Annotated in this window: 22 protein-coding genes and 2 tRNA genes; 11 read left to right on the forward strand and 13 right to left on the reverse strand. The window is 74.7% G+C overall.

All coding sequences use genetic code 11. The features are described from left to right. The 6 genes from ACPCUX_RS12925 to ACPCUX_RS12950 all read right to left on the reverse strand — a co-directional run. Positions 1-328 (reverse strand): ClpX C4-type zinc finger protein (locus ACPCUX_RS12925; RefSeq protein WP_043659774.1); only part of this gene is annotated, 328 nt, incomplete at its 3' end. Positions 329-530: 202 nt separating this feature from the next. After that, positions 531-1,247 carry an ATP-dependent Clp protease proteolytic subunit gene (locus tag ACPCUX_RS12930; protein ID WP_423388921.1) on the reverse strand — a complete coding sequence of 239 codons (717 nt, stop codon included), beginning with the start codon at positions 1,245-1,247 and terminating at the stop codon, positions 531-533. A 37-nt stretch (positions 1,248-1,284) separates the two neighbouring features. Beyond that, a complete protein-coding gene (locus ACPCUX_RS12935; RefSeq protein ID WP_044144211.1) occupies positions 1,285-1,932 on the reverse strand; it encodes an ATP-dependent Clp protease proteolytic subunit in 648 nt (215 codons plus the stop codon). Between the two features lie 242 nt (positions 1,933-2,174). Continuing rightward, a complete protein-coding gene (gene tig, locus ACPCUX_RS12940) occupies positions 2,175-3,584 on the reverse strand; it encodes a trigger factor (protein WP_043659777.1) in 1,410 nt (469 codons plus the stop codon). A 167-nt stretch (positions 3,585-3,751) separates the two neighbouring features. Beyond that, positions 3,752-4,708, reverse strand: a complete 957-nt coding sequence (locus tag ACPCUX_RS12945; protein WP_083712041.1) for a DMT family transporter — start codon at positions 4,706-4,708, stop codon at positions 3,752-3,754. Between the two features lie 83 nt (positions 4,709-4,791). Continuing rightward, a tRNA-Pro gene (locus ACPCUX_RS12950) sits at positions 4,792-4,865 on the reverse strand. A gap of 188 nt (positions 4,866-5,053) precedes the next feature. Here ACPCUX_RS12950 and ACPCUX_RS12955 point away from each other — a divergent pair. The 4 genes from ACPCUX_RS12955 to ACPCUX_RS12970 all read left to right on the forward strand — a co-directional run bounded on the left by ACPCUX_RS12955 (position 5,054) and on the right by ACPCUX_RS12970 (position 8,375). After that, a tRNA-Gly gene (locus ACPCUX_RS12955) sits at positions 5,054-5,124 on the forward strand. A 454-nt stretch (positions 5,125-5,578) separates the two neighbouring features. Then, entirely contained in the window at positions 5,579-6,514 is a 936-nt protein-coding gene (cysK, locus tag ACPCUX_RS12960) for a cysteine synthase A (protein WP_021482934.1), read from the forward strand. Position 6,515: 1 nt separating this feature from the next. Continuing rightward, complete coding sequence (gene epsC, locus ACPCUX_RS12965; protein WP_051028395.1) at positions 6,516-7,145, forward strand: serine O-acetyltransferase EpsC; 630 nt, start codon at positions 6,516-6,518, stop codon at positions 7,143-7,145. A 180-nt stretch (positions 7,146-7,325) separates the two neighbouring features. Continuing rightward, entirely contained in the window at positions 7,326-8,375 is a 1,050-nt protein-coding gene (locus tag ACPCUX_RS12970) for an LLM class F420-dependent oxidoreductase (RefSeq protein ID WP_423388922.1), read from the forward strand. Positions 8,376-8,394: 19 nt separating this feature from the next. Here ACPCUX_RS12970 and ACPCUX_RS12975 read toward each other — a convergent pair whose 3' ends face one another. Next, positions 8,395-8,787, reverse strand: coding sequence for an MGMT family protein (locus ACPCUX_RS12975; RefSeq protein WP_423388923.1), 393 nt, complete (start codon positions 8,785-8,787; stop codon positions 8,395-8,397). A 67-nt stretch (positions 8,788-8,854) separates the two neighbouring features. Between ACPCUX_RS12975 and ACPCUX_RS12980 the strand changes: the two genes are divergently transcribed. Beyond that, positions 8,855-10,195, forward strand: a complete 1,341-nt coding sequence (locus ACPCUX_RS12980) for a GNAT family N-acetyltransferase (RefSeq protein WP_423388924.1) — start codon at positions 8,855-8,857, stop codon at positions 10,193-10,195. A 37-nt stretch (positions 10,196-10,232) separates the two neighbouring features. Here ACPCUX_RS12980 and ACPCUX_RS12985 read toward each other — a convergent pair whose 3' ends face one another. Then, a complete protein-coding gene (locus ACPCUX_RS12985) occupies positions 10,233-11,243 on the reverse strand; it encodes an Fpg/Nei family DNA glycosylase (RefSeq protein ID WP_423388925.1) in 1,011 nt (336 codons plus the stop codon). Position 11,244: 1 nt separating this feature from the next. Further along, on the reverse strand, positions 11,245-11,706 hold the full coding sequence (locus ACPCUX_RS12990) for a ribose-5-phosphate isomerase (RefSeq protein WP_021482425.1): 462 nt from the start codon (positions 11,704-11,706) through the stop codon (positions 11,245-11,247). A gap of 60 nt (positions 11,707-11,766) precedes the next feature. Here ACPCUX_RS12990 and ACPCUX_RS12995 point away from each other — a divergent pair, with 60 nt between their 5' ends. Further along, a complete protein-coding gene (locus tag ACPCUX_RS12995; RefSeq protein ID WP_144722785.1) occupies positions 11,767-13,821 on the forward strand; it encodes a M13 family metallopeptidase in 2,055 nt (684 codons plus the stop codon). 69 nt (positions 13,822-13,890) lie between these two features. Here the strand turns inward: ACPCUX_RS12995 and ACPCUX_RS13000 are convergent, their stop codons facing one another. Further along, complete coding sequence (locus ACPCUX_RS13000; RefSeq protein ID WP_423388926.1) at positions 13,891-14,835, reverse strand: hypothetical protein; 945 nt, start codon at positions 14,833-14,835, stop codon at positions 13,891-13,893. On the opposite strand from ACPCUX_RS13000, the gene ACPCUX_RS13005 reads away from it, so the two are divergent. Then, positions 14,822-15,166 (forward strand): hypothetical protein, encoded by a 345-nt coding sequence (locus ACPCUX_RS13005; RefSeq protein ID WP_086151411.1) that lies wholly within the window; start codon positions 14,822-14,824, stop codon positions 15,164-15,166. The two genes, ACPCUX_RS13000 and ACPCUX_RS13005, sit on opposite strands and share 14 nt — an antisense overlap. Before the next feature lie 119 nt (positions 15,167-15,285). On the opposite strand, the gene ACPCUX_RS13010 is transcribed toward ACPCUX_RS13005, so the two are convergent. Beyond that, a complete protein-coding gene (locus ACPCUX_RS13010; RefSeq protein ID WP_369824871.1) occupies positions 15,286-15,930 on the reverse strand; it encodes a DsbA family protein in 645 nt (214 codons plus the stop codon). A gap of 207 nt (positions 15,931-16,137) precedes the next feature. Between ACPCUX_RS13010 and pepN the strand changes: the two genes are divergently transcribed. Next, positions 16,138-18,717, forward strand: coding sequence for an aminopeptidase N (gene pepN / locus ACPCUX_RS13015; protein WP_423388927.1), 2,580 nt, complete (start codon positions 16,138-16,140; stop codon positions 18,715-18,717). Between the two features lie 186 nt (positions 18,718-18,903). On the opposite strand, the gene malQ is transcribed toward pepN, so the two are convergent. Beyond that, a complete protein-coding gene (gene malQ / locus ACPCUX_RS13020) occupies positions 18,904-21,081 on the reverse strand; it encodes a 4-alpha-glucanotransferase (protein WP_114553362.1) in 2,178 nt (725 codons plus the stop codon). Positions 21,082-21,171: 90 nt separating this feature from the next. On the opposite strand from malQ, the gene ACPCUX_RS13025 reads away from it, so the two are divergent. Then, a complete protein-coding gene (locus tag ACPCUX_RS13025) occupies positions 21,172-22,290 on the forward strand; it encodes a mechanosensitive ion channel family protein (protein ID WP_423388928.1) in 1,119 nt (372 codons plus the stop codon). Between the two features lie 69 nt (positions 22,291-22,359). Here ACPCUX_RS13025 and ACPCUX_RS13030 read toward each other — a convergent pair whose 3' ends face one another. Continuing rightward, positions 22,360-22,641: a glucose PTS transporter subunit EIIB gene (locus ACPCUX_RS13030; protein WP_255181276.1), complete on the reverse strand. Its 282-nt coding sequence runs from the start codon at positions 22,639-22,641 to the stop codon at positions 22,360-22,362. A 207-nt stretch (positions 22,642-22,848) separates the two neighbouring features. On the opposite strand from ACPCUX_RS13030, the gene ptsP reads away from it, so the two are divergent. Together ptsP and ACPCUX_RS13040 are read left to right on the forward strand one after the other, a co-directional pair. Beyond that, entirely contained in the window at positions 22,849-24,552 is a 1,704-nt protein-coding gene (gene ptsP / locus ACPCUX_RS13035; protein WP_423388929.1) for a phosphoenolpyruvate--protein phosphotransferase, read from the forward strand. A 117-nt stretch (positions 24,553-24,669) separates the two neighbouring features. Further along, on the forward strand, positions 24,670-25,101 hold the full coding sequence (locus ACPCUX_RS13040) for a globin (RefSeq protein WP_044144497.1): 432 nt from the start codon (positions 24,670-24,672) through the stop codon (positions 25,099-25,101). The last annotated feature ends 58 nt before the right edge of the window (positions 25,102-25,159 follow it).

The raw sequence follows: 25,159 nt of genomic DNA on the forward strand, positions 1-25,159 counted from the left end.
CGTCGTCCGGGTTCGAGGGCTTGGCCTGCTCGCCCGCCTGCACGCGCTTGTAGTGGTTGTAGACGGCGACGGCCAGGGCCCGCTTCGCGGCGTCCTGGCCGATGACGTACTGCTCGAGGAACTCGAAGATCTCCTTGGGCTTGGGCAGCTCCGTGAGACCGAGCTCCGTCGCCTCGGCGAGCTCCTCCTCGATGATCTCGTTGCAGAGGTCGATGCACTCGTCGCAGATGTACACGCCGGGGCCCGCGATGAGCTTCTTGACCTGCTTCTGCGACTTGCCGCAGAACGAGCACTTCAGCAGGTCGGCACCGTCTGAGATACGAGCCACTACGCGTCTCCTTGTCCCGGTGACCGGTCCTCCGCCCGTCGGGTTCGACGGCGCGGGGCCCGGGCACGGCCGAGCGGGTCCTGCTCCCCATTCCACACCACGGGGCCCCCGTTGTCAGGTGGGCTCTCCGCACGGGGTGCAACGTGTCGCGCCGCCGACCCCGGCGGGGACGGCGGCGCGGCGCGTGGTCAGGCGGACCGGGTCACGGCTTGTTGACCGCGACAGCCTTGCGGCTCTCGAGGACCTGGTCCACGAGGCCGTACTCCTTCGCCTGCTCGGCGGTGAGGATCTTGTCGCGCTCGATGTCCTGGCGGACCTGCTCGACCGACTTGCCCGAGTGCAGCGCGAGGGTGTCCTCGAGCCACTCGCGCATGCGGATGAGCTCGTTCGCGTGGATCTCGATGTCGGACGCCTGCGCGTAGCCGCCACCCTCCATCGCGGGCTGGTGGATGAGCACGCGCGCGTTGGGGAGCGCGAGACGCTTGCCCGGCTGGCCCGCAGCGAGGAGCACGGCCGCGGCGGAGGCCGCCTGGCCGAGGCAGACCGTCTGGATCTGGGGCTTGATGTACTGCATCGTGTCGTAGAGCGCGGTCATCGCGGTGAACGACCCGCCCGGCGAGTTGATGTAGAGGATGACGTCGCGGTCCGGGTCCTGGCTCTCGAGCACGAGGAGCTGGGCCATGACGTCGTCTGCGGACGCGTCGTCGACCTGGACGCCCAGGAAGATGATGCGGTCCTCGAACAGCTTGGTGTAGGGGTCCTGGCGCTTGAAGCCGTAGGCGGTGCGCTCCTCGAACTGCGGGAGCACGTAGCGGGCGGACGGCGCACCGCCCGGCAGGGCGATACCGCCGGGGCGGGCCGCGGGGCCGGCGAGGCGCTGGGCGGTGGACAGGTACTGGGACTCGGGGCTGAAGCTCACGGGTTCTCCTCGGTGAAGTCTGGTGTCCGGTGCGGGGTCAGGAACCCGTGGTGCCGCCGCCGCCGGTCACGGACGACGCGTTGGTGACGACGTGGTCGATGAAGCCGTACTCCAGCGCCTCCTGCGCGGTGAACCAGCTGTCCCGGTCGTTGTCCTTGAGGATCTGCTCGAGCGGCTTGCCGGTCTGCTCGGCCGTCAGCTCGGAGAGCACCTGCTTCATGTGCATGATCAGCTGCGCGTTGATGCGCACGTCGGTCGCCGTGCCGCCGATGCCGCCGGACGGCTGGTGCATCATGACGCGCGCGTGCGGCGTCGCGTACCGCTTGCCCTTGGTACCGGACGACAGCAGGAACTGCCCCATCGACGCCGCCATGCCCATGGCGATCGTCGCGACGTCGGGCTGGATGTACTGCATCGTGTCGTAGATCGCCATGCCGGCCGTGATCGAGCCGCCGGGCGAGTTGATGTAGAGCCAGATGTCCTTGTCCGGGTCCTCCGCGGCGAGCAGCATCATCTGGGCGCAGATGGCGTTCGCGTTCTCGTCGCGCACCTCCGAGCCGAGCCAGATGATGCGCTCCTTGAGGAGCCGGTTGTAGATGGAGTCGTTGAGTCCGAGGCCCGGACCCTCGGCGCGGTTCACCGGGGCCGTCGCGTCGGACGGCAGGTACAGCTCGTTCACATCCATCTCCTTCGTCGCTCCCGCGGGTCGCCCCCGCCTGCGCTGCCCTGGCCGGCCGGGACGGCGTCCCGGTCCAGCCGTGCTGCAGTGACCCTAACGCGGTCCGTGCCCGCCGTTCGTCCCGGCAGGCCGCGTTTTCGCTGACGGCGCACCAGGTACCACGCCCCTCCCCGACGACGACGGCCCGCACCCTCGCGCGGAGGGTGCGGGCCGTCGTGGGGACCGTCCGGCCGGGGGCCGGCGACGCGTCAGGCCTTCGTCGCGTCCTTCTCGTCGTCCTCGACCGGGGCGTCGGCGGCGGGGGCGGCCGAGTCGTCCACGAGCGCCTCCTCGACCGGCTCGCCCGCGACGTCCTCGACGGACTCGTCCGCGGCGGCGTCCTCGTCGTCCGAGCCGATGAACTCGGTCAGGTCGACGACGTTGCCGGCGGTGTCCTTGACCTCGATCTGGCGCAGCGCGACGGCGAGCGACTTGGAGCGCGCGACCTCGCCGACCATCGCGGGGATCTGCCCGCCCTGGTCGAGCGACTGGATGAACTGGTTCGGGTCCATCCCGTACTGGCGCGAGGCGCTCACGAGGTACTCGAGGAGCTCGTTCTGCGCGACCTTGATCTCGAGCTGCTCGGCGAGGGTGTCGAGCAGGATCTGGTTGCGCAGGGCGTCCGTCGCCTCGACCGTGACCTCGGCGCGGTGCGTGTCGTCCTCCAGGCGGCCCTCGGACTCGAGGTGGCGGTGCACCTCGGCCTCGACGGCGCCCGCGGGGACGGGGATCTCGACGGCGTCGTTGAGCGCCTTGAGGAGCTCGTCGCGCGCGGCGACGGCCTGGTTCGACGTCTTGATGCTCGCGACCTGCTCGCGCAGGTCCGCCGTGAGCTCCTCGAGCGTGTCGAACTCGGAGGCGAGCTGGGCGAAGTCGTCGTCGGCCTCGGGGAGGTCGCGCTGCTTCACGGAGGTGGCGGTGACGGTGACCGCCGCCTCCTTGCCCTCGTGCTCGCCGCCGGCCAGCGGCGCGTTGAACGTGGTCGTCTCGTCAGCCGACAGGCCGGTGAGCGCCTCGTCCAGGCCCTCGAGCATGTTGCCCGAGCCGATCTGGTAGCTCACGCCGGAGACGGAGTCGACCTCCTCGCCGTCGATCTCGGCCTTCAGGTCGAGCACGACGAAGTCGCCCTCGGCCGCGGGACGGTCGACGCCGACGAGGGTGCCGAAGCGCTCGCGCAGCGCGTCGAGGCGCTCGGTGACGTCCTCGTCCGTGACCTCGGCGGGCTCGACGGTGATCGCGAGCGAGTCGAGCGCGGGCAGCGTGATCTCGGGGCGGACCTCGACCTCGGCGGTGAAGACCAGCTGGCCCTCGCCGGCCTTGGCCGGGATCTCGGTGACCTCGACCTCGGGCTGGCCGAGGGGGCGCAGGTTCTCCTCGCTCGCGGCCTGGCGGTAGAAGCCGGAGAGCGCGTCGTTGACGGCGTGCTCGATCACGGCGCCCCAGCCGACGCGCTGGTCGATGACGCGGGGCGGGACCTTGCCCTTGCGGAAGCCGGGGATGTTCACCTGCTCCGCGATGTGCTTGTAGGCGTGGTCGATGCTCGGCTTGAGCTCGTCGTACTCCACCTCGACGGTCAGCTTGACCTTGGTGGGGTCCAGGGTCTCGACGGCGCTCTTCACTTCGATGATCTCCAACTGATCGGGGCGGGCCGCGGGCGGCCGGGGACGGCACCGCACGCGGGCGTACGGGCAACCGTCCCATCGTACGCGAGCGGTCAAGCGCGCCCGACGCGCGGACCCGACCTCGATCCTCGCCCCGAACCTAACGGTGGTCCCGACCCCGATCCTCACCTCGACCCGGGCCGCGGTCCCGGCCGGGGCACGACGAGCAGCACCGCGAGCGCGACGACCGCGGTCGCGACGACGGTCGGCCACCGCAGCCCCACCACGCCGAGCACGTCGAGCAGGACCGCCATGACCATCTGTCCCCCGACGACGGTCAGCGTCAGGACGAACGTGCCGAGGTGGCGCACGGCGAACGCGGCCGCGACGGTGACGACCGTCCCGAGCGGGCCGCCCAGGTAGAGCCACCACTGCGGGGGCAGCACGACGCCGTCGAGCACGCCGAACGGGACGCCGAGCGCGCACACGAGCGTGATCCCGGCGAGCCCGCCCGTGACCGAGGTGAGGGTCGCCACGACCGGGTCGCCCGTGAGCTGCGTGACGCGGCCGTTGCCCGCCTGCTGCCCGCACAGCACCGCGCCGCCCACGAAGAGCGCCGCACCGGCCGCGACGACCGCCCACCCGGGACCGCCCGCGCTGCTCCCGAGCACCGCGATGCCCAGACCGGCGAGCGCCGCGAGGCCGGCGCCCGCACGACGCGGCGTGAGCCGCAGCGGCGCGGGCAGCCCGACGCCCCGCGCGTCGAGCGCGAGCCCGGCGACGGTCTGGCCGGCCACGGAGCAGACGGACGCGACCGCGACCCCGACGAGGGGGATCCCGGCAGCCATGGCGACGACGATCGGCACGCTGCACAGCCCGACGGCGAACCACCACCACGAGGCGGACGAGCGCACGACGGCGAGCGTGGACCGGACGCGGCGGCGGGCGACCACCACGAGCACGGTCGCGAGGAGGGTGCCCACGTAGGAGAGCCACGCGGCGAGGACGGGCCCCGTGCCGGCCGCTCCGAGGTCGCCGTTGAGGCGTCCCTGGAGCGAGAGGACCGCACCGCTGCCCGCGGCGACGAGCGCGGCGAGGGTCACGCGGGCTGCCGGACCGGCGGTCGCGGAGGACGGGGTCAACGGGCACCTCCCAGGACGGGACCACCACGGCGGCCCGGACGTCGACGACGTCCCGCGGCGCCCCGCAGGGCGCCGCGCGAAGGTCGGGGTGACAGGATTTGAACCTGCGACCTTCCGCTCCCAAAGCGGACGCGCTACCAACCTGCGCCACACCCCGTCGTCCGCCACGGCGGGCGGACCAGGGGCAAGTGTACTGGCGGGACGGGGCGCGACCGACGGGCCACCGCCTGGGGAACGCCGCGGCACGGGCGGCCCGCCGACGTTTGCTAGGGTGGCGGCCGCAGGTCGGTGGCACGCCGTCCCGGGCGGCCGCACAGGCCGACCACCGGGCGAGCCGAGGCCCGCGCGGGCGTAGCTCAATGGTAGAGCCCCAGTCTTCCAAACTGGCTACGCGGGTTCGATTCCCGTCGCCCGCTCCGTTCGTCCCACGACCCCACGGGCGCCCCGCCTCCCCGGCGCGGCGCCCGTCGTCGTTCCCGGGGCCCCGCGGACGGCGTTGCAGGGCCGCGCCGCGGACCGATAGCCTCGGGGCACGCGCGCCGTCGGCCCGCCCGGAGCTCCGGGCGACTCCCCCGGCGCGACCGACCAGGAGGAGCGAGGAATGACCGCGACGACCGCGCGTCCTGCATCGCTGCACCGCGCCGCGCCGCGCACCTCCTGTTGTCGCTGTCTCGGCTGCCGCTGACGACGGCCGTCCCTGCGTGCCCCGGCACGCTCGCGCACGCCCCTCGTCCCGCCCGAGCCCGTCCCGTCGCCCGCGCGCGCCCGCGCCGCCCCCGCGAGACGCTGGACCCCGGCCACCGGGCGCGCCCCGCTCCCCATCGGTACCCCCACCCGGCTCACCCCGAGCCGTCGACAGAAGAGGAAGACATGGCACGCATCTACGACGACGTCACGCAGCTCGTCGGCAACACCCCGCTGGTCCGGCTCAACAAGCTCACCGAGGGGCTCGGCGCCACCGTGGTGGGCAAGCTCGAGTTCTACAACCCCGCCAACTCGGTCAAGGACCGCATCGGCGTCGCGATCATCGACGCCGCCGAGGCGTCCGGCGAGCTGAAGCCGGGCGGGACGATCGTCGAGGCGACGTCCGGCAACACCGGCATCGCGCTCGCGATGGTGGGTGCGGCGCGCGGGTACGACGTCGTGCTGACGATGCCGGAGACGATGTCGAAGGAGCGCCGCGCGCTGCTGCGCGCGTTCGGCGCCGAGCTCATCCTCACGCCGGGCTCCGAGGGCATGAAGGGCGCGGTCAGCCGCGCGGACGAGATCGTCGCCGAGCGCGAGGGCGCGATCCTCGCCCGCCAGTTCGCGAACGAGGCGAACCCGGAGATCCACCGCCGCACGACGGCCGAGGAGATCTGGGCCGACACCGATGGCGCGGTCGACATCGTCGTCGCGGGCATCGGCACGGGCGGCACCATCACTGGCGTCGGCCAGGTGCTCAAGGAGCGCAAGCCCGGCGTGCAGATCGTCGCCGTCGAGCCGGAGGAGTCGGCCATCCTCAACGGCGGCCAGCCCGGCCCGCACAAGATCCAGGGCATCGGCGCGAACTTCGTGCCCGAGATCCTCGACACCTCGGTCTACGACGAGGTCATCGACGTCAACGCCGAGACCGCCGTCGAGTACGCGCGCCGCGCCGCCAAGGAGGAGGGCCTGCTCGTCGGGATCTCGTCGGGCGCCGCGATCGCGGCCGCGCTGCAGCTCGCCGCGCGTCCCGAGAACGCGGGCAAGCTCATCGTGACGATCATCCCGTCGTTCGGCGAGCGCTACCTGTCCTCCGTCCTCTACGCCGACCTGCTGGACTGACGTGACCGACCCCCACCCCCGCGCACGGACGGCCGGCCACCGGCTGCGCCGGTTCGTGCGCGTGCTCGGCGAGGACCTCGAGGCGGCCCGACGGCGGGACCCCGCCGCGCGCAGCCGCCTCGAGGTCGCTCTCGCGTACCCCGGCGTGCACGCCGTGTGGGCCTACCGGCTCGCGCACCGCATGTGGCGCGAGCCGCTGCTGCGCCTGCCGGCGCGGCTCGTGTCGCAGGCGGCGCGTGCACTCACCGGCGTGGAGATCCACCCCGGCGCGCGCATCGGCCGACGGCTGTTCATCGACCACGGGATGGGCGTCGTCGTGGGCGAGACGGCCGTGGTCGGCGACGACGTCGTGCTGTTCCACACGTCGACGCTCGGCGGGCGCTCGATGAAGCGGGGCAAGCGGCACCCCACGCTCGGCGACCGGGTCGTCGTCGGCGCCGGGGCGAAGATCCTCGGGCCGGTGTGGGTCGGCGACGACGTCCAGGTCGGGGCCAACGCCGTCGTCGTCAAGGACGTGCCCGCGGGCGCGGTCGCCGTCGGCGTGCCGGCCACCGTCCGGATGCCGGCGGGCGCGCCCGCCGCGCGGGAGGCCGTCGAGGACCCGTCGCTCCTCATCGAGTACGTCATCTGAGGAGGACGCCGAGTGCGACCCCGGATCGGCTAGTGTGGTCGTGGGCGGTACCTGAGACCGCGCGTACCGGATACCCCCTGCCCGGTGCGCCCTCGGGTACCGCCCGCTCACCGCCGGCCGCAGCCGCCCGTCCGTGGCAGCCGGTCCCGGCACCACGACCCTCGACGAGGAGGAGCGCGCATGCGCCTCGGCATCCACACCGGCTACTGGTCCGCCGGTCCCCCCGACGGCATCCAGGACGCGGTCGTCGCGGCCGACCGCCTCGGCGTCGACTCCGTCTGGACCGCGGAGGCCTACGGCTCCGACGCGTTCACGCCGCTGGCGTGGTGGGGCTCGCGCACGACCCGCATCCGCCTCGGGACCGCCGTCGCGCAGGTCTCCGCGCGCACCCCGACCGCGACGGCGATGGCCGCGCTGACGATGGACCACCTCTCGGGCGGCCGGTTCGTCCTCGGCCTCGGCGTCTCCGGGCCGCAGGTGGTCGAGGGCTGGTACGGCCAGCCGTACGCGAGGCCGCTCGCACGGACCCGCGAGTACGTGCAGGTCGTGCGCGACGTCCTGCGCCGGGAGGCGCCCGTGACGTCGTCCGGTCCGCACTACCCCCTCCCCGTGCCCGACGGCGTCGGGACGGGGCTGGGCAAGCCCCTGCGCTCGACCGTCCACCCGCTGCGCGCCGACCTCCCGATCCACCTCGCGGCCGAGGGGCCCAAGAACATCGCGCTCGCCGCCGAGATCGCGGACGGGTGGCTCCCGCTGTTCTACTCGCCGCGCATGGACGCGACGTTCCGCGAGCTCCTCGCGGACGGCTTCGCGCGCCGCGCGCCGGAGCGCTCGCCCGAGTCCGCGTTCGAGGTGAGCGCGACCGTCCCCGTCGTCGTGCGCGAGCACGTCGAGCAGGCCGCGGACCAGGTGCGCCCGTTCCTCGCGCTGTACGTCGGCGGGATGGGCGCCAAGGGGGCGAACTTCCACCGCGACGCGCTCGACCGCCTCGGGTACGCCGAGGCGTGCGACGAGATCCAGGCGCACTACCTCGCGGGCCGCAAGGACCTCGCGGCCGCCGCCGTCCCGACGGCGATGGTCGAGGACGTCGCGCTCGTCGGCCCGCCCGAGAAGATCGCGCGCGACCTCGCGGCGTGGCGGGAGACGGCGGTGACGACGCTCCTCGTCCAGGGCGACGCGACGGCCGTGCAGACGCTCGCCCCGCTCCTCGCGGCACCGACCCCGGGCTGACCGGACGGGCGCCGCGCGGTCAGCCGTCGGCGCCGGGGAACCACACGGCCCGGCGCAGGTCCACGCGACGCCCGTCTCGCGACAGCGGGCACCCCTCGGCGCGGAGCTCCGCGAGCGCCGCGTCGAGGTGGTGCGCGGGCGGCGACCCCGCCGCGTTGACGATCCGCCACCACGGCACGGGGGCGCCCTCGTCGTCCACCCCGGACGACCCGGCGAGCACCTGCCCGACCTGGCGCGGGCCGCCCCGCCCCAGCGACTCCGCGACGATCTCCGCGACGAGCCCGTAGGTCATGGCCCGTGCGGGCGGGACGCGCCGCACGAGGTCGAGCACCGCGGTCGCGTACTCCTGCGCGAGCGCGCGGGGGTCGGCGCGGTCGTCGTCGCCGCCGCGTCCGGGGGTGCGTCGTGCCATGGCGCCCGACCCTAGCCGTCGCGAATGTCCTGGCGCGAGCACGGCCCGGGACAGGAGGATCGGGGGCATGAGCGACCACCGACCCGCACGCCTCCCCGACGGCTACGAGCTCGTCCCCCTCACGTCCGCCGACCTGCGCGACGTGCTCGACCTCGACACCACCACGTTCCCCTCGCCGGTCGAGGTCGACGAGCTCGTCGACCTCCCGTTCCCGCTGACCTGGGAGCGCGCGCTCGGCGTGACGGTCGAGCGCGAGGACGCGGACGCGCCGCCCGTCGACGGCGCGCGCCCCGTGCGGCGCGAGCTCGTGGGGATGCACGCGTCGTACCCGTTCGCGCGCTTCCCGGTCCCGGGCGCGACCGCGCCGGTCGCGGGCCTCACCTGGGTGGGCGTCCACCCCGCGCACCGACGGCGCGGCATCCTCAGCGCGATGATCGACACGCACCTCGCCCGGTGCCGCGAGCGGGGCGAGCCGGTCTCGGCGCTCTTCGCGGCGGAGGCCGCGATCTACGGCCGGTTCGGGTACGGCAAGGCGGCCGACGACGTGCGCCTCACCGTCCCGCGCGGCGTCGCGCTGCGCGACGTCCCGGGCGCGGAGCGGCACACCGTCCGCATCGAGCGCGCGGACCGCGCGCGGCACGGCGAGCTCGTCGCGACGATCCACGAGCGCGCGGGCGCCGACCCGACGGGCCAGGGCGCCGGTCTCAACCGTCCGGGGTGGGCGACGCGCGAGACCCCCGAGCTCCAGGCGACGTTCTGGGACGACGCCAAGGTCTGGCGCAAGGACCGCGAGCCCACGCGCATCGCGATCGTCGAGCTCGACGGCGAGCCGCGCGGGTACGCGCGCTTCCACCGCAAGCTCTCGTGGGAGGCCACGGGCCCGCGCGGCCCGGTGAGCACGGGCGAGGTCGTCGCGCTCGACGCCGCAGCCGCCCGCGCGCTGTGGGGCGTGCTCACCGACCTCGACCTCACGCACGAGGTGACGCCCTTCATGCTGCCGGTGGACGACGTCGTCACGAGCCTGCTCGTGGACCCGCGCTCCGCGTCGCCGCGCCTCGCGGACAACCTCTGGGTGCGGGTCGTGGACGTGCCCGGCGCGCTCGCCGCGCGCCGGTACGCGGCGGACGTCGACGTCGTGCTGCACGTGACCGACGAGCGCCTGCCCGACAACGCGGGACGCTGGCGGCTGCGGGCGGAGGCCTTCGGCGCGGCGACGGCCGAGCGGACCGACGACGCGGCGGACGTCTCCCTCGACGTGCGCGAGCTCGGCGCGACCTACCTGGGCGGGACGTCGCTCGCGGCCCTCGGCGCGGCAGGTCTCGTCACCGAGCACTCCCCCGGCGCGCTCGCGCGCACGAGCGCGGCCCTCGGCTGGCCCGTCGCCCCGGTGTGCAGCTGGGTGTTCTGACCGGTCGGGCGCACCCGGGTCCCGGGTGCGCCCGCCGTCACGTCTGGCAGACGCCGCACCAGAAGAGGTTGCGCCCCGCGAGCTCCTTGAGGAGCACCGGCGTGCCGCACACCCGGCACGGCAGCCCGTCGCGGTGGTACACGTAGAACGCCTCGTCCGCGGGCACGGCGTCGGGAGCGACGTCCGTGTTCTGCCGCACGCGCCGCCGCCCGGTCGCCGCCTCGTCGGGGGCCTCCCCCGCGCCGTCGTCGCGGTGCTCGGGGCGCGTCGTGACGATCGCGCCCGTGCGCGCGCCGTCGTGCATGAGCACGACGAGGTCGTCCCACAGGGTCCGCAGGTCCTCCGCGGGCACGTCGCGACCGGGGCGCATCGGGTCGAGCCCGGCCCGGAACAGCGCCTCCGCGCGGTAGATGTTCCCCACGCCCGCGACGACGTCCTGGTTCATGAGGAGCAGCCCGACGGGGCTGCGCGAGCGCCGCACCGCGGCGACGAACGCGTCGCGCGGGTCGGGCTCGCCCGGGCCCGGGTCGCGGATCGGGTCCGGCCCGAGCCGGTCCTCGACCGCGCGCTTCTCGTCGTCCGTGACGACCTCGCACGCCGTCGGGCCGGTGAGGTCCGCGACCGCGTGCGCGCCGACGAGCCGGACGCGCACGGCGCCACGCGGCGGAGGGGGCGACCAGGCGTCGTCGGGCCTCTGCGACGGCGTACCACCCGGGGCCGCCGGGACGGTCTCGCGCTCACCGATCCGGCGCCGCGGCGCGCCGATCGCGTGCACGACGGCGGTGCTGCCGTCGCCCGCGAACGTCCACGCCCCGTAGAGGCCGAGGTGCACGCGGAGCCAGCGGACGTCGTCGGACGCGCCGCCCGGCCCGGCGAAGCCGAGGAACATCTGCTTGCCCCACGCCTCGCTCGCGACGAGCACGCGGCCGTCGAGCAGGGCGGCTCCCGCGGCGAACCGGCCCTGCGGGCTGCTCACCGCGAGCGGCTCGCCCGCGAACAGCTCGCCGAAGGCGCGCGCGAGGCGGTGGACGGTGTGGCCCTCGGGCACGTCAGGCCGAGGTGCCGCGCGCCGCCTCGTACGCCGCGAGCTGGTCGATGCGGCGCTGGTGGCGCGGGTCGCCGCTGAACGGCTCCGCGAGGAACGCGTCGACGAGCGCGACCGCCTCGTCCACCGAGTGCTGGCGCGCGCCCACCGCGACCACGTTCGCGTCGTTGTGCTGGCGCCCGAGGCGCGCGGTCTCCAGGTTCCAGGCGAGCGCCGCGCGCACGCCGACGACCTTGTTCGCCGCGATCTGCTCGCCGTTGCCCGAGCCGCCGATGACGACGCCCAGCGAGCCGGGCTCCGCAGCCACCGCCTCGCCCGCCGCGAAGCAGAACGACGGGTAGTCGTCCTGCGCGTCGTAGGTGTGGGCACCGTGGTCGACGACGTCGTGACCCGCCGCCCCCAGGTGCTCGACGAGATGGGTCTTGAGCTCGTAGCCGGCGTGGTCCGCGGCGATGTGAACGCGCATGGGCTCATCATGCCCCAGCGGGCCCCCTCGCCGCCGGGGTGAGGCCGTAGCCTGAGACGCATGACACAGACCTCCCCGACGTCCACGCCTCCGTCCTCGTCCGGCCCGGCCGACGCGGCGCGCTCCGGCATCGACCTCGACGCGCTGGACCCCGCGGTCCGCCCGCAGGACGACCTGTACCGCCACGTCAACGGCCGCTGGCTCGCGACGCACGAGATCCCCGCCGACCGCGCGATGGACGGCGCGTTCCGGGCGCTCTACGACCAGGCCGAGGTGCACGTCCGCGAGATCATCACGGACCTCGGGGAGCAGGTCGCGGCGGGCGGCGCAGACGTCGAGCCGGACGCGGCGAAGGTCGGGGCCCTCTACGCGAGCTTCATGGACACCGAGCGGATCGAGGCGCTCGGCACCACGCCCCTGCAGCCCGACCTCGCGCTCGTCGCGTCCGCCACGACGCAGGCCGAGCTCACCGGGGCGCTCGGCGCCCTCCAGCGCACGGGCGGCGCGGGCGCCGTCGGCTTCTGGGTCGACAACGACGCGAAGGACCCCGAGCGGTACGTCGCCTACCTCTACCAGTCCGGGCTCGGCCTGCCGGACGAGGCGTACTACCGCGAGGACCAGTACGCCCCCGTCCGCGCGAAGTACGTGCCGCACGTCGCGCGCATGCTCGCGCTCGCGGGCGTCACGTCCGAGACGTGGGGCGCGACGCCCGAGGACGCCGCCGAGCGGATCATGGCGCTCGAGACGAGGCTCGCCGCGAAGCACTGGGACGTCGTGCGCGACCGCGACGCCGACCTCACCTACAACCCGCGGACGCTCGCCGCGCTCGTCGAGGAGGCCCCCGGGTTCGACTGGCGCGCGTGGGTCCTCGCGCTCGGCGCGCCGCAGGGCTCGCTCGACGACGTCGTGGTCCGCGAGCCGGACTTCGCGGCCGGGTTCGCCGAGCTCTGGGCGAGCGAGCCGCTCGAGGACTGGAAGCTGTGGATGGTGTACCACCTCGTCACCGCCCGGGCGCCCTACCTCTCCGAGGACCTCGTCGAGGCGAACTTCGACTTCTACGGGCGCACCCTGTCGGGCGCGCAGGAGGTCCGCGAGCGCTGGAAGCGCGCCGTCTCCGTCGTCGAGGGCGCGCTCGGCGAGGCCGTCGGCGCGCAGTACGTCGCGCGGCACTTCCCGCCCGCGCACAAGGCGCGCATGGAGGAGCTCGTCGCCTCCCTCGTGGCCGCCTACCGCGAGTCGATCACGACGCTCGACTGGATGACGGACGAGACGAAGGAGAAGGCGCTCGCCAAGCTCGAGGCCTTCACGCCGAAGATCGGCTATCCCGTGCGGTGGCGCGACTACTCGGCGCTCGTCGTCGACGCGCACGACCTCGTGGGCAACGTGCGCCGCGCCCACGCGTTCGAGCAGGACCGCGAGCTCGGCAAGATCGGGCGCCCGCTCGACCGCGACGAGTGGTTCATGACGCCCCAGACGGTCAACGCCTACTACAACCCGGGCATGAACGAGATCGTCTTCCCCGCCGCGATCCTGCAGCCCCCGTTCTTCGACCCCGAGGCCGACGACGCCGTGAACTACGGCGGCATCGGCGCGGTGATCGGCCACGAGATCGGTCACGGCTTCGACGACCAGGGCTCCAAGTACGACGGCGCGGGCCGCCTCGAGGACTGGTGGACGGCGCGCGACCGCGAGGAGTTCGAGAAGCGCACGACGGCGCTCGTCGCCCAGTACGACGCGTACCGCCCCGCCCAGCTCGGCGAGGACGGCCCGCACGTCAACGGCGCGCTGACCATCGGCGAGAACATCGGCGACCTCGGCGGCCTGTCGATCGCGCTCAAGGCGTACCGCATCGCGCTCGGCCGTCCCCTGGAGGACGCGCCCGTCGTCGACGGGCTCACGGGCATCGAGCGCGTGTTCCTCGGCTGGGCCCAGGTGTGGCAGTCGAAGGGCCGGGACGAGGAGGTCGTGCGCCGCATCGCGACGGACCCGCACTCGCCCAACGAGTTCCGCTGCAACGGGGTCGTGCGCAACGTGGACGAGTTCTACGACGCCTACGACGTGCAGCCGGGCGACGCGCTCTACCTCGCCCCCGAGGAGCGTGTGCGCATCTGGTGACGCCGGACGCACGAAGGGCCCGCGGCGGGTCGTCCCGCCGCGGGCCCTCCTGCGTGGTGGTCGGGCCGGTCAGAGCGTCCGGATGCCCGCGCGCGCGATCGTGAAGCCCTTGCCCGTGGCGTCGTCGCGGCACGTCATGCCGGTCTCGGCGCTGTCGCATGTGAAGGGGCCGACCGTCTTCGAGGTGCCGTAGTCGAGGATCGCGGTGTCCCCCGGCGCGGGCTGCGGCTGCTCGGCGCCGGGCACGCACGGCTGGTCGACGCTGCCGTCGGCGTCCAGGACGACCTTGTAGCCGACCGTGCCGTCGCACCCGTCGACCGGGGCGGGCTGCGTGCCGAGCTGGGCGATCACGCACGTCGCGCTGACGTCGGTCACCTCGCACGTGATGTTCCGCGACTCCGACGCGAACGTCTCGGACACCGTGGGCTCGGCCGGGGCCGGCTCCTCGGCGCCGTCCGTGGCGGTCGCCGCCGGGGACGTCGACGCCCCGCCGAGCGGTTCCTCGTCGCCCCCGCCGAGCAGCGAGATCGCGAAGACGATCGCCCCGAGGACGAGCAGCGCGTCGACGACGATGAACGCGATCCACCCCGCGCCCAGCCGGTTCGAGCCGCGACCGCCGCCGTCCCCGCTGCGCCCGTCGCGCCGGCCGGTCGACGGGCCGGACGGGGCGCCCGTCCCTCCCGACGTGGCGCGCGGGGCGGCGGCGGCCGGGGCTGCCGAGGCCGGCGGGTGGTAGGCGGGCTGCTGCGCGGGCGGCGTGGCGGCCGCGTAGGCGGGCTGGGCGGTCGGCTCGTACGCCGCGGTACCGCCCGCGTACGGACCGGCCGCAGCGTGACCGGCCGCCGTGTCGCCCGGCGCGTAGCCGGGACGGCCCGCGGCCGTCCCGACCGGGGCCGCGACGCCGAACCCGTTCTGCTCGGTCGCGTAGCGCACGCGCTGCGGCGGCACCGGTGACGGCGAGGGCGCCGGGACCGCGGGCTGCGCGGCCGTCGGGAGCTGGGTGATCGGCGTCACGTGCTGGACCGTCGTCGCCTGGAAGGACGCCGCCGACGCGACGACGGTCGGCTGGCCGTCCGCGGGCGTCGCGCGCGGCGCCTGGGCCGTCGGGCCGCTCGTCGGGGCGAACGAGGGCGGCCCCGAGGTCGCGTGCGCGGGCACGGGGGCGAACGCCGTGGTCGGCTGGGCGTCGTCACGACCGACCGCGGCCCCCGGGACGCCGCCGGGGGGCGGCGGCGGCGGTGGCACGGGTGCGTTCGGGGACATGCTCGGCTCCTCGCGGGCTTCCTCGGCGGACTCGCCCGGCGCGACCGGGCGGCGGGCGCTCCTGGAACCGCCCGCGAACTGACGAAGCATGGCACGAGCCACCCGCACCGGTCGAACCCCGGGAGCCCCACGACGCCCCCGCCCCCGGGGTCTGCACGACGTCCGCACGGCGTCCGCACGACGGCGGCGCAGTGCCCGACGTCAGTCGAAGACCGGGCCCTGCGTGCGCGTGCGCTTGAGCTCGAAGAAGCCCGGCGTGCTCGCGACCAGGACGCACCCGTCCCACAGCCGCCCGGCGGCCTCGCCCTTCGGCGCGGGCGTCACCACGGGGCCGAAGAACGCCGTCCCGCCGAACGCGACGACGGGCGTCCCGACGTCCTCGCCGACGCGGCCGATGCCCTCGGCGTGCGACGCGCGCAGCTGCTCGTCGTAGGCGTCGGAGCCCGCGGCGTCGGCGAGCGACGCGGGCAGGCCCACCTCCGCGAGCGCCTCGAGCAGCACCGCGTCGTAGTCGGTGCGGCCGCCCGGGTGCAGGCGCGTCCCGATCGCGTCGTAGAGGGGCTTGACGACGTCCTCGCCGTGCTCGACGCGCGCGGCGGTGACCACGCGCACCGGGCCCCACGCCTTCGCCATGAGCTCGCGGTACTCCTCCGGCAGGTCGCGGCCCTCGTTGAGCACCGCGAGGCTCATCACGTGCCAGCGGACGGTGACGTCGCGCACCTGCTCGACCTCGCCCATCCAGCGGCTCGTCATCCACGCCCACGGGCACACGGGGTCGAACCAGAAGTCGGCGACGCGCAGGTCGTCCTCGGTCGCGGTGGGGTCGGTCGTCGCGGTGAGCGTCACGGGGCGGTCTCCTTCGTCGTCGGGCGCGCCCGGGGTCCGGGTCGCCGGGGCGCGGCGGCCGGGCCGACGGCGTCCCCACCCCGTTCCGACACCGCGCGACCGCAGCGTATTCCCGGGAGCGGGCGCGGGCACGCGTGGGATGATCGTCCGTGGCCCACAGGCCGCCGTCGAGGCCGACCGGCCCGACCACGAGACCGAGGAGATGCAGTGCCCGGAGAGAACCTCACCCGCGCGGAGGCGAGCGAGCGCGCGGCGATCGTCGACGTCCAGTCCTACGAGGTCGACCTCGACCTCACGACGGGGGCGACGACGTTCGCGTCGACGACCGTGGTGCGGTTCACCGCGACCGAGGGCGCGAGCACGTTCGTCGACCTGGTCGCGCCGACCGTGCGCGAGGTCGTGCTCAACGGCCGTCCGCTCGACCCGGCGCAGGTGTTCGCCGACTCGCGCATCGCGCTCGACGGCCTCGCGGCCGACAACGAGCTGCGCGTCGTCGCCGACTGCGCGTACACCAACACGGGCGAGGGCCTGCACCGGTTCGTCGACCCGGTCGACGGCGAGGTCTACCTCTACACGCAGTTCGAGGTCCCGGACTCGCGGCGCGTGTTCGCCGTCTTCGAGCAGCCCGACCTCAAGGCGACGTTCGCGTTCACGGTCACCGCGCCCGCGGCGTGGGAGGTCGTGAGCAACCAGCCGACGCCCGCGCCCGAGGCGCTCGGCACGAAGGCCGACCCGACCGGCACGGGCGCCGGCGACGTCGAGGTCGCGCGCTGGGCGTTCGAGCCGACGCCGCGCATCTCGTCGTACATCACCGCGCTCGTCGCAGGCCCGTACGTCGTGGAGCGCAGCGAGCTCACGTCGTCCGACGGCCGCACGATCCCGCTCGGGGTCTTCTGCCGCGCGTCGCTCGCCGACCACATGGACGCCGACTACGTGTTCGACAAGACGCGCGAGGGCTTCGCGTTCTTCGAGTCCGCGTTCGAGCACCCGTACCCGTTCGACAAGTACGACCAGCTCTTCGTGCCCGAGTACAACATGGGCGCGATGGAGAACGCCGGGTGCGTGACGTTCACCGAGACGTACGTGTTCCGGTCCAAGGTCACCGACGCCGTCAAGGAGCGTCGCGTCGTGACGATCCTCCACGAGCTCGCGCACATGTGGTTCGGCGACCTCGTGACCATGAAGTGGTGGAACGACCTGTGGCTCAACGAGTCGTTCGCGGAGTACGCGTCGACGCTCGCGACCGCCGAGGCGACGGAGTGGCGCGAGGCGTGGACGACGTTCGCCGCGATGGAGAAGTCCTGGGCCTACCGCCAGGACCAGCTGCCCTCGACGCACCCCATCGTCGCGACGATCAACGACCTCGAGGACGTGTTCGTCAACTTCGACGGCATCACCTACGCCAAGGGCGCGTCGGTGCTCAAGCAGCTCGTCGCGTGGGTCGGCAAGGAGCAGTTCCTCGCCGGCGTCGCGGCGTACTTCCGCAAGCACGCGTGGGGCAACACCGAGCTGCGCGACCTGCTCGTCGAGCTCGAGGCCACGAGCGGCCGCGACCTCACCGAGTGGTCCGCGCTGTGGCTCGAGACCGCGGGCGTGAACACCCTGCGGCCCGAGTTCGACCTCGACGCCCACGGCCGCTTCACCACGTTCTCCGTGGTGCAGACGGCGGCGGCCGACCACCCGACGCTGCGCCCGCACCGGCTCGGGATCGGCTTCTACGACCTCGTTGACGGCGTGCTCACGCGCGTGCACCGCACCGAGGTCGACGTGGCCGGGCCGCGCACCGAGATCCCCGAGCTGCTCGGCCTCGACCGCCCGCAGCTCGTCCTGCTCAACGACGACGACCTCGCGTACGCGAAGATCCGCCTCGACCCCGTGTCCCTCCAGGTCGCGACCGAGCACCTCGCGGACCTCGCCGACCCGCTGGCCCGCTCGCTCGTCTGGGGCTCCGCGTGGGACGCGACGCGCGACGGCGAGACGCCGGCGAGCGACTACGTGCGCCTCGTGCTGGGCAACATCGCCCGCGAGACCGAGTCGACGACGATCCGCACCACCCTCAACCAGCTCGCGCTCGCCGCGAAGACGTACGTGGCCCCGGAGCGCCGCGAGGAGACGCTCGCGCACGTCGGCGACGTGCTCTGGTCGCTCGCGCAGGACGCGGCCCCCGGCTCGGACCTGCAGTTCCAGCTCGTGAAGTTCTTCGCGCACCTCGCGTCGACGCCCGCGCACGGCGAGGCGCTGCGGTCGCTGCTCGACGGCTCCGCCGCCCTCGACGGGCTCGAGATCGATACCGACCTGCGCTGGGAGATCCTCGAGGGGCTCGTCCTGCTCGACCTCGCGGACGACGCCGAGATCGAGGCGACGCTCGACGCCGACTCGACCGCGACGGGCCAGCAGTCCGCCGCGCGGGCCCGCGCGACGGTGCCCACCGCCGCGGCGAAGCGCGCCGCGTTCGACCGCCTCGTCGGCTCGGACGACGCCCCCAACGCGATCGTCCGCGCCACCACGCTCGGGTTCCAGCACGTCAACGACCCCGAGTCGCTCGCCCCGCTCGTCGGCGCGTACTTCGACGCGCTGCTCCCCCTGTGGGACCAGCGGTCGTACCACATCGCCGAGGCGCTCGTCACGGGCCTCTACCCGGCCCCGCTCGCGAGCACGGTCCTGCGCGACGCGACGCAGGAGTGGCTCGACGCCAACGCCGACGCCGCTCCCGCGCTGCGCCGGCTCGTGGTGGAGAACCTCGCCGGCGTCGAGCGCGCCCTCGCGGCCCAGGCCGCCGACGCCTGACCCCTCGGGTCAGCACCCCTCACGACCGCGCCGGGTCGCTCCGTCCGACGGAGCGGCCCGGCGCTCGTCGTCCCGCGCGGGTCCGCGACCAGGCGGAACCGGCGCCGCGAGCAGGCGATCCCGACGCGTGCGGCGGCCAGGACGGGCCAGGACGGCCTGCTCGGCCGGCTCGGCCGGCTCGGCCGGTCAGAGGGAGTCGTTCATCGCCTTGGCGAGCGAGCGCAGGCGGGCGGAGTCGAAGAGGTCCTCGAGCAGGACGAGGTTGCCCGACGAGTCGCCGAGGGGCACCTTCCAGTTCGGGTACTCCTGGTCCGTGCCCGGCTGGTTCTGCGAGCGGCGCTCCCCCACGGCGTCGGCCAGCGAGACGCCGAGCAGCACCGCCGGGGTGCTGCGGACGAGGCGGTGCAGGGCCTCGACGAGCTCGCGCTCGGACGGGTCCTCGCCCACGAGCGAGCGCTCGCGCAGGAACGCGATCATCGCGTCCCGCTCGGCGCGCGCGGCCCGTCGCACGTCGGCGACGTCCTCCGTGAGCACGCCCAGACGGTCCCGCAGCTCGACGTGCTCGCCCGCGAGGTACCCGGCCGTGGGCGGCAGGTCGTGCGTCGTGACGGTCGCGAGCGCGAGGCGCCGGTAGTCCTCAGGGGGCAGCGGACGGCCGTCGTCGGTCTTCTCGAACCACAGGACGGACGTGCCGAGGACGCCGCGGTCCGCGAGGTAGTCACGCACCCAGGGCTCGAACACGCCGAGGTCCTCGCCGATGACCATCGCGCCCGCGCGGTGCGCCTCGAGGCACAGGATGCCGACGAGGGCCTCGTGGTCGTAGCGGACGTACGCGCCCGCGTCGGCGCGCGCACCGCCCGGGATCCACCACAGCCGGAACAGGCCGATGACGTGGTCGATCCGGATCGCGCCCGCGTGCCGCAGGACGGTGCGCAGCATGTCGCGGTACGGGGCGTACCCGGCCCGCGCGAGCGCCCGCGGGTGCCACGGCGGCTGGGACCAGTTCTGGCCCTGCTGGTTGTACATGTCCGGCGGCGCCCCGACGGACACCCCGGTGGCGAGCACGCCACGGTGCGACCAGACGTCGGCGCCCTCGGGGTGCACGCCGACCGCGAGGTCGTGCATGATCCCCACCGACATCCCCGCCTCGCGCGCGGTGCGCTGCGCCACGCGGAGCTGCTCGTCGGCGACCCACTGGAGCCAGCAGTAGAACTCGACGCGGTCGGCGAGCTGCTCGCGCAGCGCCGCGACGGTCGGGCCGTTCGGGTCGGACGCGCCGGGCGGCCAGTCCCGGTCGCCGTAGTGGTCGGCGAGCGCGCACCACGTGGCGAAGTCCTCGAGCCCCTTGCCCTGCTCGGCGCGGAACGCGTCGAGCGACGCCTGCCGGGCGGTGGACCGGGGCGCGGTGAACACGACCTCCAGCGCCGCCTTCTTGGCCTCCCACGCGGCGTCGCGGTCGATGGGCCCGGGGTCGGTGTCGAGGTCGCGCACCGGGTCGAACGCCCACTCGACGAGCGAGCGGTCGGCTGCGGACAGGTACCCCGTCTCGCGGATGTCCTCGACCCTGATGTACAGCGGGTTGACGAAGCGCCGGCTCGTCGGGAGGTAGGGCGAGGGCGTCATCGGCGTGCGCGGCTCGGCGGCGTGCAGCGGGTTGACGAGGACGAAGTCCGCGCCGGCCTCGTGCGCGGCGAGCCAGGCGAGGTCGGCGAGGTCGGCCAGGTCGCCGACGCCCCACGACGCGCGCGAGCGCACCGAGTACAGCTGGGCCATGAAGCCCCACGCGCGCCGTTCCGCGACCGCGGCGGGCAGCTCGAGCCGCTGCGGCGTCACGACGAGCGTCGCGCGCGCGTGGGCGCCGTCGCTCTCGGCGTGCAGGTCGTGCCACCCGAGGGGCAGGTCGGCCGGGATCTCGAACGTCGCGCGGCCGACGCGCCGGCCGTCGACGGTGCGCGGCTCGACGAACACATCGAGCTGGCCGAGGTCGCGGCGCTCCCGGGGAGCGCGCGCGGCGTGGTGCCCGGCGACGCCGGTGCGGCCCTGCTCGGCCTCGAGCTCGACCCAGACGTCGACGGCGGCGCCGTCCTGCACGTGCACGGGGACCGGCACGGCGTCGCCCTGCCGGACGACGACGGTCGGGGGCAGCATCTGCCGCCACGCGTCGTCGCGCGAGTGCTCGAGGCTGACGGCGACCTTCTCCGGGGACGACGCGGGGACGCCGAGGGCCTCCAGCACGGCGACGAGGGTCGAGGCCCGGACCTGGCGGCGCGTCCCGTCGAAGTCCCAGAAGTCGGACGCGACGCCGTGGGCGTCGGCCAGCTGCACCAACGGCTCGGGCAGGTCCGTCTGCGGGGGTTCGCTCACGCCTGCATCCTGCCAGACCAGGGCCTTGCGGGCAGGACGATCGCCCGGCGTGCCCGGGTCGCTCTCATGTGCCCCGGGTACCCTGCCCGCATGTCCCTCCCCCTTCTCGCTCCTGCCGTGCGCGCGCCCGCGGAGGTCCCGGAGGAGCTCGCCAACGGCTTCGACGCGAGCAACCCCGACGACTGGTTCGAGTGGTTCGTCGGCCTCCCGTTGCGCGTGCTGCTCATCGTCGTGATCGGCGCGCTCGTCCTCGCGGTCGTGCGCCGGCTCATCCGCCGCGTCTCCGAGCACATCGCCGAGGGCACGCCCACGCTCCGCGGCAAGCGGCTCAAGGGCCTCGGCGGGTCCGAGGTCGGCACGGTGCTGCTGCGTGCGAACCCGCTCGCGAGCGCCCGCCGGGCCCAGCGGGCGCGGACCGTGGGCTCGGTCCTGCGTTCGACGGCGAACATCGTCATCGGCGCGACGATCGTGCTCATGGTGCTCACCGAGCTCGGCGTGAACATCGCGCCGTTCCTCGCGTCGGCCGGCATCGCGGGCGTCGCGCTGGGCTTCGGCGCGCAGAGCCTCGTGAAGGACTTCCTCTCGGGCACGTTCATGCTCCTCGAGGACCAGTACGGCGTCGGGGACACGGTCGACTTCGGCGAGGTCACGGGCACCGTCGAGGAGGTCGCGCTGCGCGTGACGAAGGTCCGCGACGGCAACGGCACGCTGTGGTTCGTCCGCAACGGCGAGATCCTGCGGACGGGCAACAAGACCCAGGAGTGGGGTCGCGCGGTGGTGGACGTGCGCGTCGCGTACTGGGCCGACGTCGAGGCCGTGCGCGCGGCGCTGCTCGCGGCCGCGGAGGAGGTCGGGAGCGACCCGGTGCTCGGCACGTACTTCCTCGAGCCGCCCGAGGTCACGGGCATCGAGGCCATGACGGCCGAGGCGCTGCAGCTCAGGGTGCAGGTGAAGACGCAGGCCGCGATGCAGTGGGAGGTGGCGCGCGCGCTGCGCTCGCGCGTCCGGCAGGCGCTGTCCGACGCCCGCATCCCGCTGGCCGGGGCGCAGCAGGTGGTCGTCCTCGACCACTCGCCGTCGCTGCCCGACGACCGAACCGACGCGCGGCCCGACGACACGGGCGACCGGTCCGCGCAGGCGGCCCGCGAGAGGCGCGGCGCCGCCGCGGCGACCGTGGTGCAGGACGCGGCGGGCGGCCCGGCGTCCTGAGCCGCGCGGCGCCGTCGGGCACGACCACGACGGCGCCGGTCCCTCCGCGCGGAGGGACCCGGTGGGGACTCAGCGCAGGCCGTCGAGCTCCGCGGCGAGGTTGTCGGCCTCCGGGCCGACGATGACCTGGACGACGCGGCCCGAGCGCACGACGCCGAACGCGCCCGTCGCCTTGAGGCGCGCCTCGTCGACGAGCTGCGGGTCCGTGACCTCGACGCGCAGGCGCGTGATGCACGGCTCGAGGTCGACCACGTTGCCCTGACCCCCGAGGGCGTCGAGGATGTTCTGTGCCTTCTGGTCCGAGGGGGTGCTCATCGAAAGTGTCTCCTGAGGCGAGTCGCGGGTGGGGATCCGCGCGGGGGATCCGGGGTGTCGGGGTGCCGAGCACCTGGGAACAGCCTAGTCTCCTGGCGAGGTTGTCACCGGATCGACGCGGCCCCGCAACGCCCCCGCAACAGGGACGTGCGCGGCGCCTGGCGGTCGGACCGTGACGGGCACGCGTGCGCACCGGCCCGGGCACCCGGGTCGCACGCCCGAGGCGGACGAGGAGCGAGGGTCGTGACGGGCGGAACCGAGGACGAGGCACGGCAGGTCATCACGGGCATCGGCGTGTGCCCCGGCACGGTCGTCGGGCCGGTGGTGCTCATGCCGGAGGCCATCGACGAGCCGGCGCCCGGGCTGCGCATGGGTCCGCGCGAGGACCACGAGGCGCAGGCGCGGCGCGTCGACGCCGCGGCGGAGCAGGTCGCGGGCGACCTCCAGCGCGCCGCCGACGCCGCCGACGGCGACGCGCGCGACGTCCTCGAGGCGACGGCAGCCATGGCGGCCGACCCCACGCTCGCGGCCAACGCGCGGCGGCGCGTGCTCGACGAGCACCTCGTGCCCGAGCGCGCGGTGTGGGAGGCCGCGGAGGAGGTCGTGCGGCAGTTCACCGAGCTCGGCGGGTACTTCGCCGAGCGCGCCCGCGACGTCGCGGACGTCCGCGACCGGCTCGTCGCGGCCCTCACCGACCGTCCCGCGCCCGGCGTGCCCGAGCACACCGAGCCGTTCGTCCTCGTCGCGTACGACCTCGCGCCGTCGGCCACGGCCGCGCTCGACCCCGCGCGCGTGCTGGCGATCGTCACCGACGGCGCCGGGCCGACGTCGCACACCGCCATCGTCGCGAACGCCAAGGGCATCCCCGCGGTCGTCGCGGCCACGGGAGCGAGCGCGGCGCTCGCACCGGAGGACGTCGTGCTGGTCGACGGCGCGGCCGGGACGGTCGTCGTGCACCCGTCGCCCGAGCAGGTGGCCGCGGCGCGGGCCCGCTCGCAGCAGGTGCGCACGTTCGACGGCACGGGCCGCACGCGCGACGGGCACCGCGTGCAGCTCCTCGCGAACGTCGGCGACCCGGCGGGCGCCGCGGCGGCGGCCGCGTCCGGCGCCGAGGGCGTCGGGCTGTTCCGCTCCGAGTTCTGCTTCCTCGACCGCGAGCAGCCGCCGACGGTCGAGGAGCAGGTCGCCGCCTACCGCACCGTCTTCCGCGAGTTCGGCGGGCGCAAGGTCGTGATCCGCACCCTCGATTCCGGCGCGGACAAGCCGCTGCACTTCCTCACCGTCGACGACGAGGAGAACCCGGCGCTCGGCGTGCGCGGGCTCCGCACCGCCGCGCGCTGGCCGGAGCTGCTCGAGCAGCAGCTCGACGCGATCGCGCAGGCCGCCGCGGCCGAGGAGGCCGAGGTGTGGGTCATGGCGCCCATGGTCTCGACCGTCGGGGAGACCGAGTGGTTCGTCGAGCGCTGCCGCGCGCACGGCCTCGACGTGGCGGGCGTCATGGTCGAGGTCCCGAGCGCCGCCCTGCTCTCCGGGCCGATCCTCGCGCGCGCGGCGTTCGCGTCGATCGGCACCAACGACCTCACGCAGTACACGATGGCCGCGGACCGCCTCCTCGGGTCGCTCGCGGAGCTGAGCGACCCGTGGCAGCCCGCCGTGCTCCGGCTCGTCGAGGCGACGTGCGCGGGCGGGGCCCAGCAGGGCCGTCCCGTGGGCGTGTGCGGCGAGGCGGCGTCCCAGCCGGTGCTCGCCGTCGTGCTCGTCGGGCTCGGGGTGTCGTCGCTGTCCATGACAGCGCGTGCGATCCCCGACGTCGCGGCGCTCCTGCGCGAGGTCGACGTCGACGAGTGCCGACGGCTCGCGCGCCTCGCGGTCGACGCGGAGAGCGCGGCCCAGGCGCGCGCCGTCGTCCGCGAGAACCTGCCGGTGCTCGCCGAGCTCGGGCTGTGACGTGCGCCCGGACCGTACCGGGCGGCGGCTCCGGGCTCGGGAGCGCGCCGCGGCCGGTGCGATGATGGCCCGGTGACGACCGAGCCCACCCCCCGCCCGACACTGCCCGTCGCCGGCCTGTCGAACGGCGCGCCGGCCGGCCCCGCGGGCGCGACCGCGCCGGTCCGCCCGAGCCGCACGTTCTACGACGAGGTCGGCGGGCACGAGACGTTCGTGCGCCTCGTCGACGCGTTCTACGAGGGCGTCGCGGACGACCCGGTCATGCGGCCCATGTACCCCGAGGAGGACCTCGGCCCGGCGCGCTGGCGGCTCACCGCGTTCCTCGAGCAGTACTGGGGCGGCCCGACGACGTACAGCGAGCAGCGCGGCCACCCGCGCCTGCGCATGCGGCACGCGCCCTTCAAGGTCAACCCCGACGCGCGCGACCGCTGGCTCGCGCACATGCGCGCCGCCGTCGACACCCTGGACCTGCCGCCGATCCAGGAGGCGACGCTGTGGGACTATCTGGAGCGCGCGGCGCACTCCCTCCTCAACACCTTCGAGGACTGACCGACCCGCCGCCCGAGCGAAGGAGCCCCCACCCGTGACCCCCGAGCCCACCCCGCCG

The organism is Cellulosimicrobium sp. AB352 (assembly GCF_049538415.1).
GTDB classification, from domain to species: domain Bacteria; phylum Actinomycetota; class Actinomycetes; order Actinomycetales; family Cellulomonadaceae; genus Cellulosimicrobium; species Cellulosimicrobium funkei.

Bases quoted from the DNA above. Each gene is read 5' to 3' on its own strand.
- ACPCUX_RS12980 (WP_423388924.1), top strand. From the start codon at position 8,855: ATGAGCGACCACCGACCCGCACGCCTCCCCGACGGCTACGAGCTCGTC.
- ACPCUX_RS12975 (WP_423388923.1), bottom strand. From the start codon at position 8,787: ATGGCACGACGCACCCCCGGACGCGGCGGCGACGACGACCGCGCCGAC.
- ACPCUX_RS12970 (WP_423388922.1), top strand. From the start codon at position 7,326: ATGCGCCTCGGCATCCACACCGGCTACTGGTCCGCCGGTCCCCCCGAC.
- ACPCUX_RS12990 (WP_021482425.1), bottom strand. From the start codon at position 11,706: ATGCGCGTTCACATCGCCGCGGACCACGCCGGCTACGAGCTCAAGACC.
- ACPCUX_RS12935 (WP_044144211.1), bottom strand. From the start codon at position 1,932: ATGGATGTGAACGAGCTGTACCTGCCGTCCGACGCGACGGCCCCGGTG.
- cysK (WP_021482934.1), top strand. From the start codon at position 5,579: ATGGCACGCATCTACGACGACGTCACGCAGCTCGTCGGCAACACCCCG.
- ACPCUX_RS12995 (WP_144722785.1), top strand. From the start codon at position 11,767: ATGACACAGACCTCCCCGACGTCCACGCCTCCGTCCTCGTCCGGCCCG.
- ACPCUX_RS13025 (WP_423388928.1), top strand. From the start codon at position 21,172: ATGTCCCTCCCCCTTCTCGCTCCTGCCGTGCGCGCGCCCGCGGAGGTC.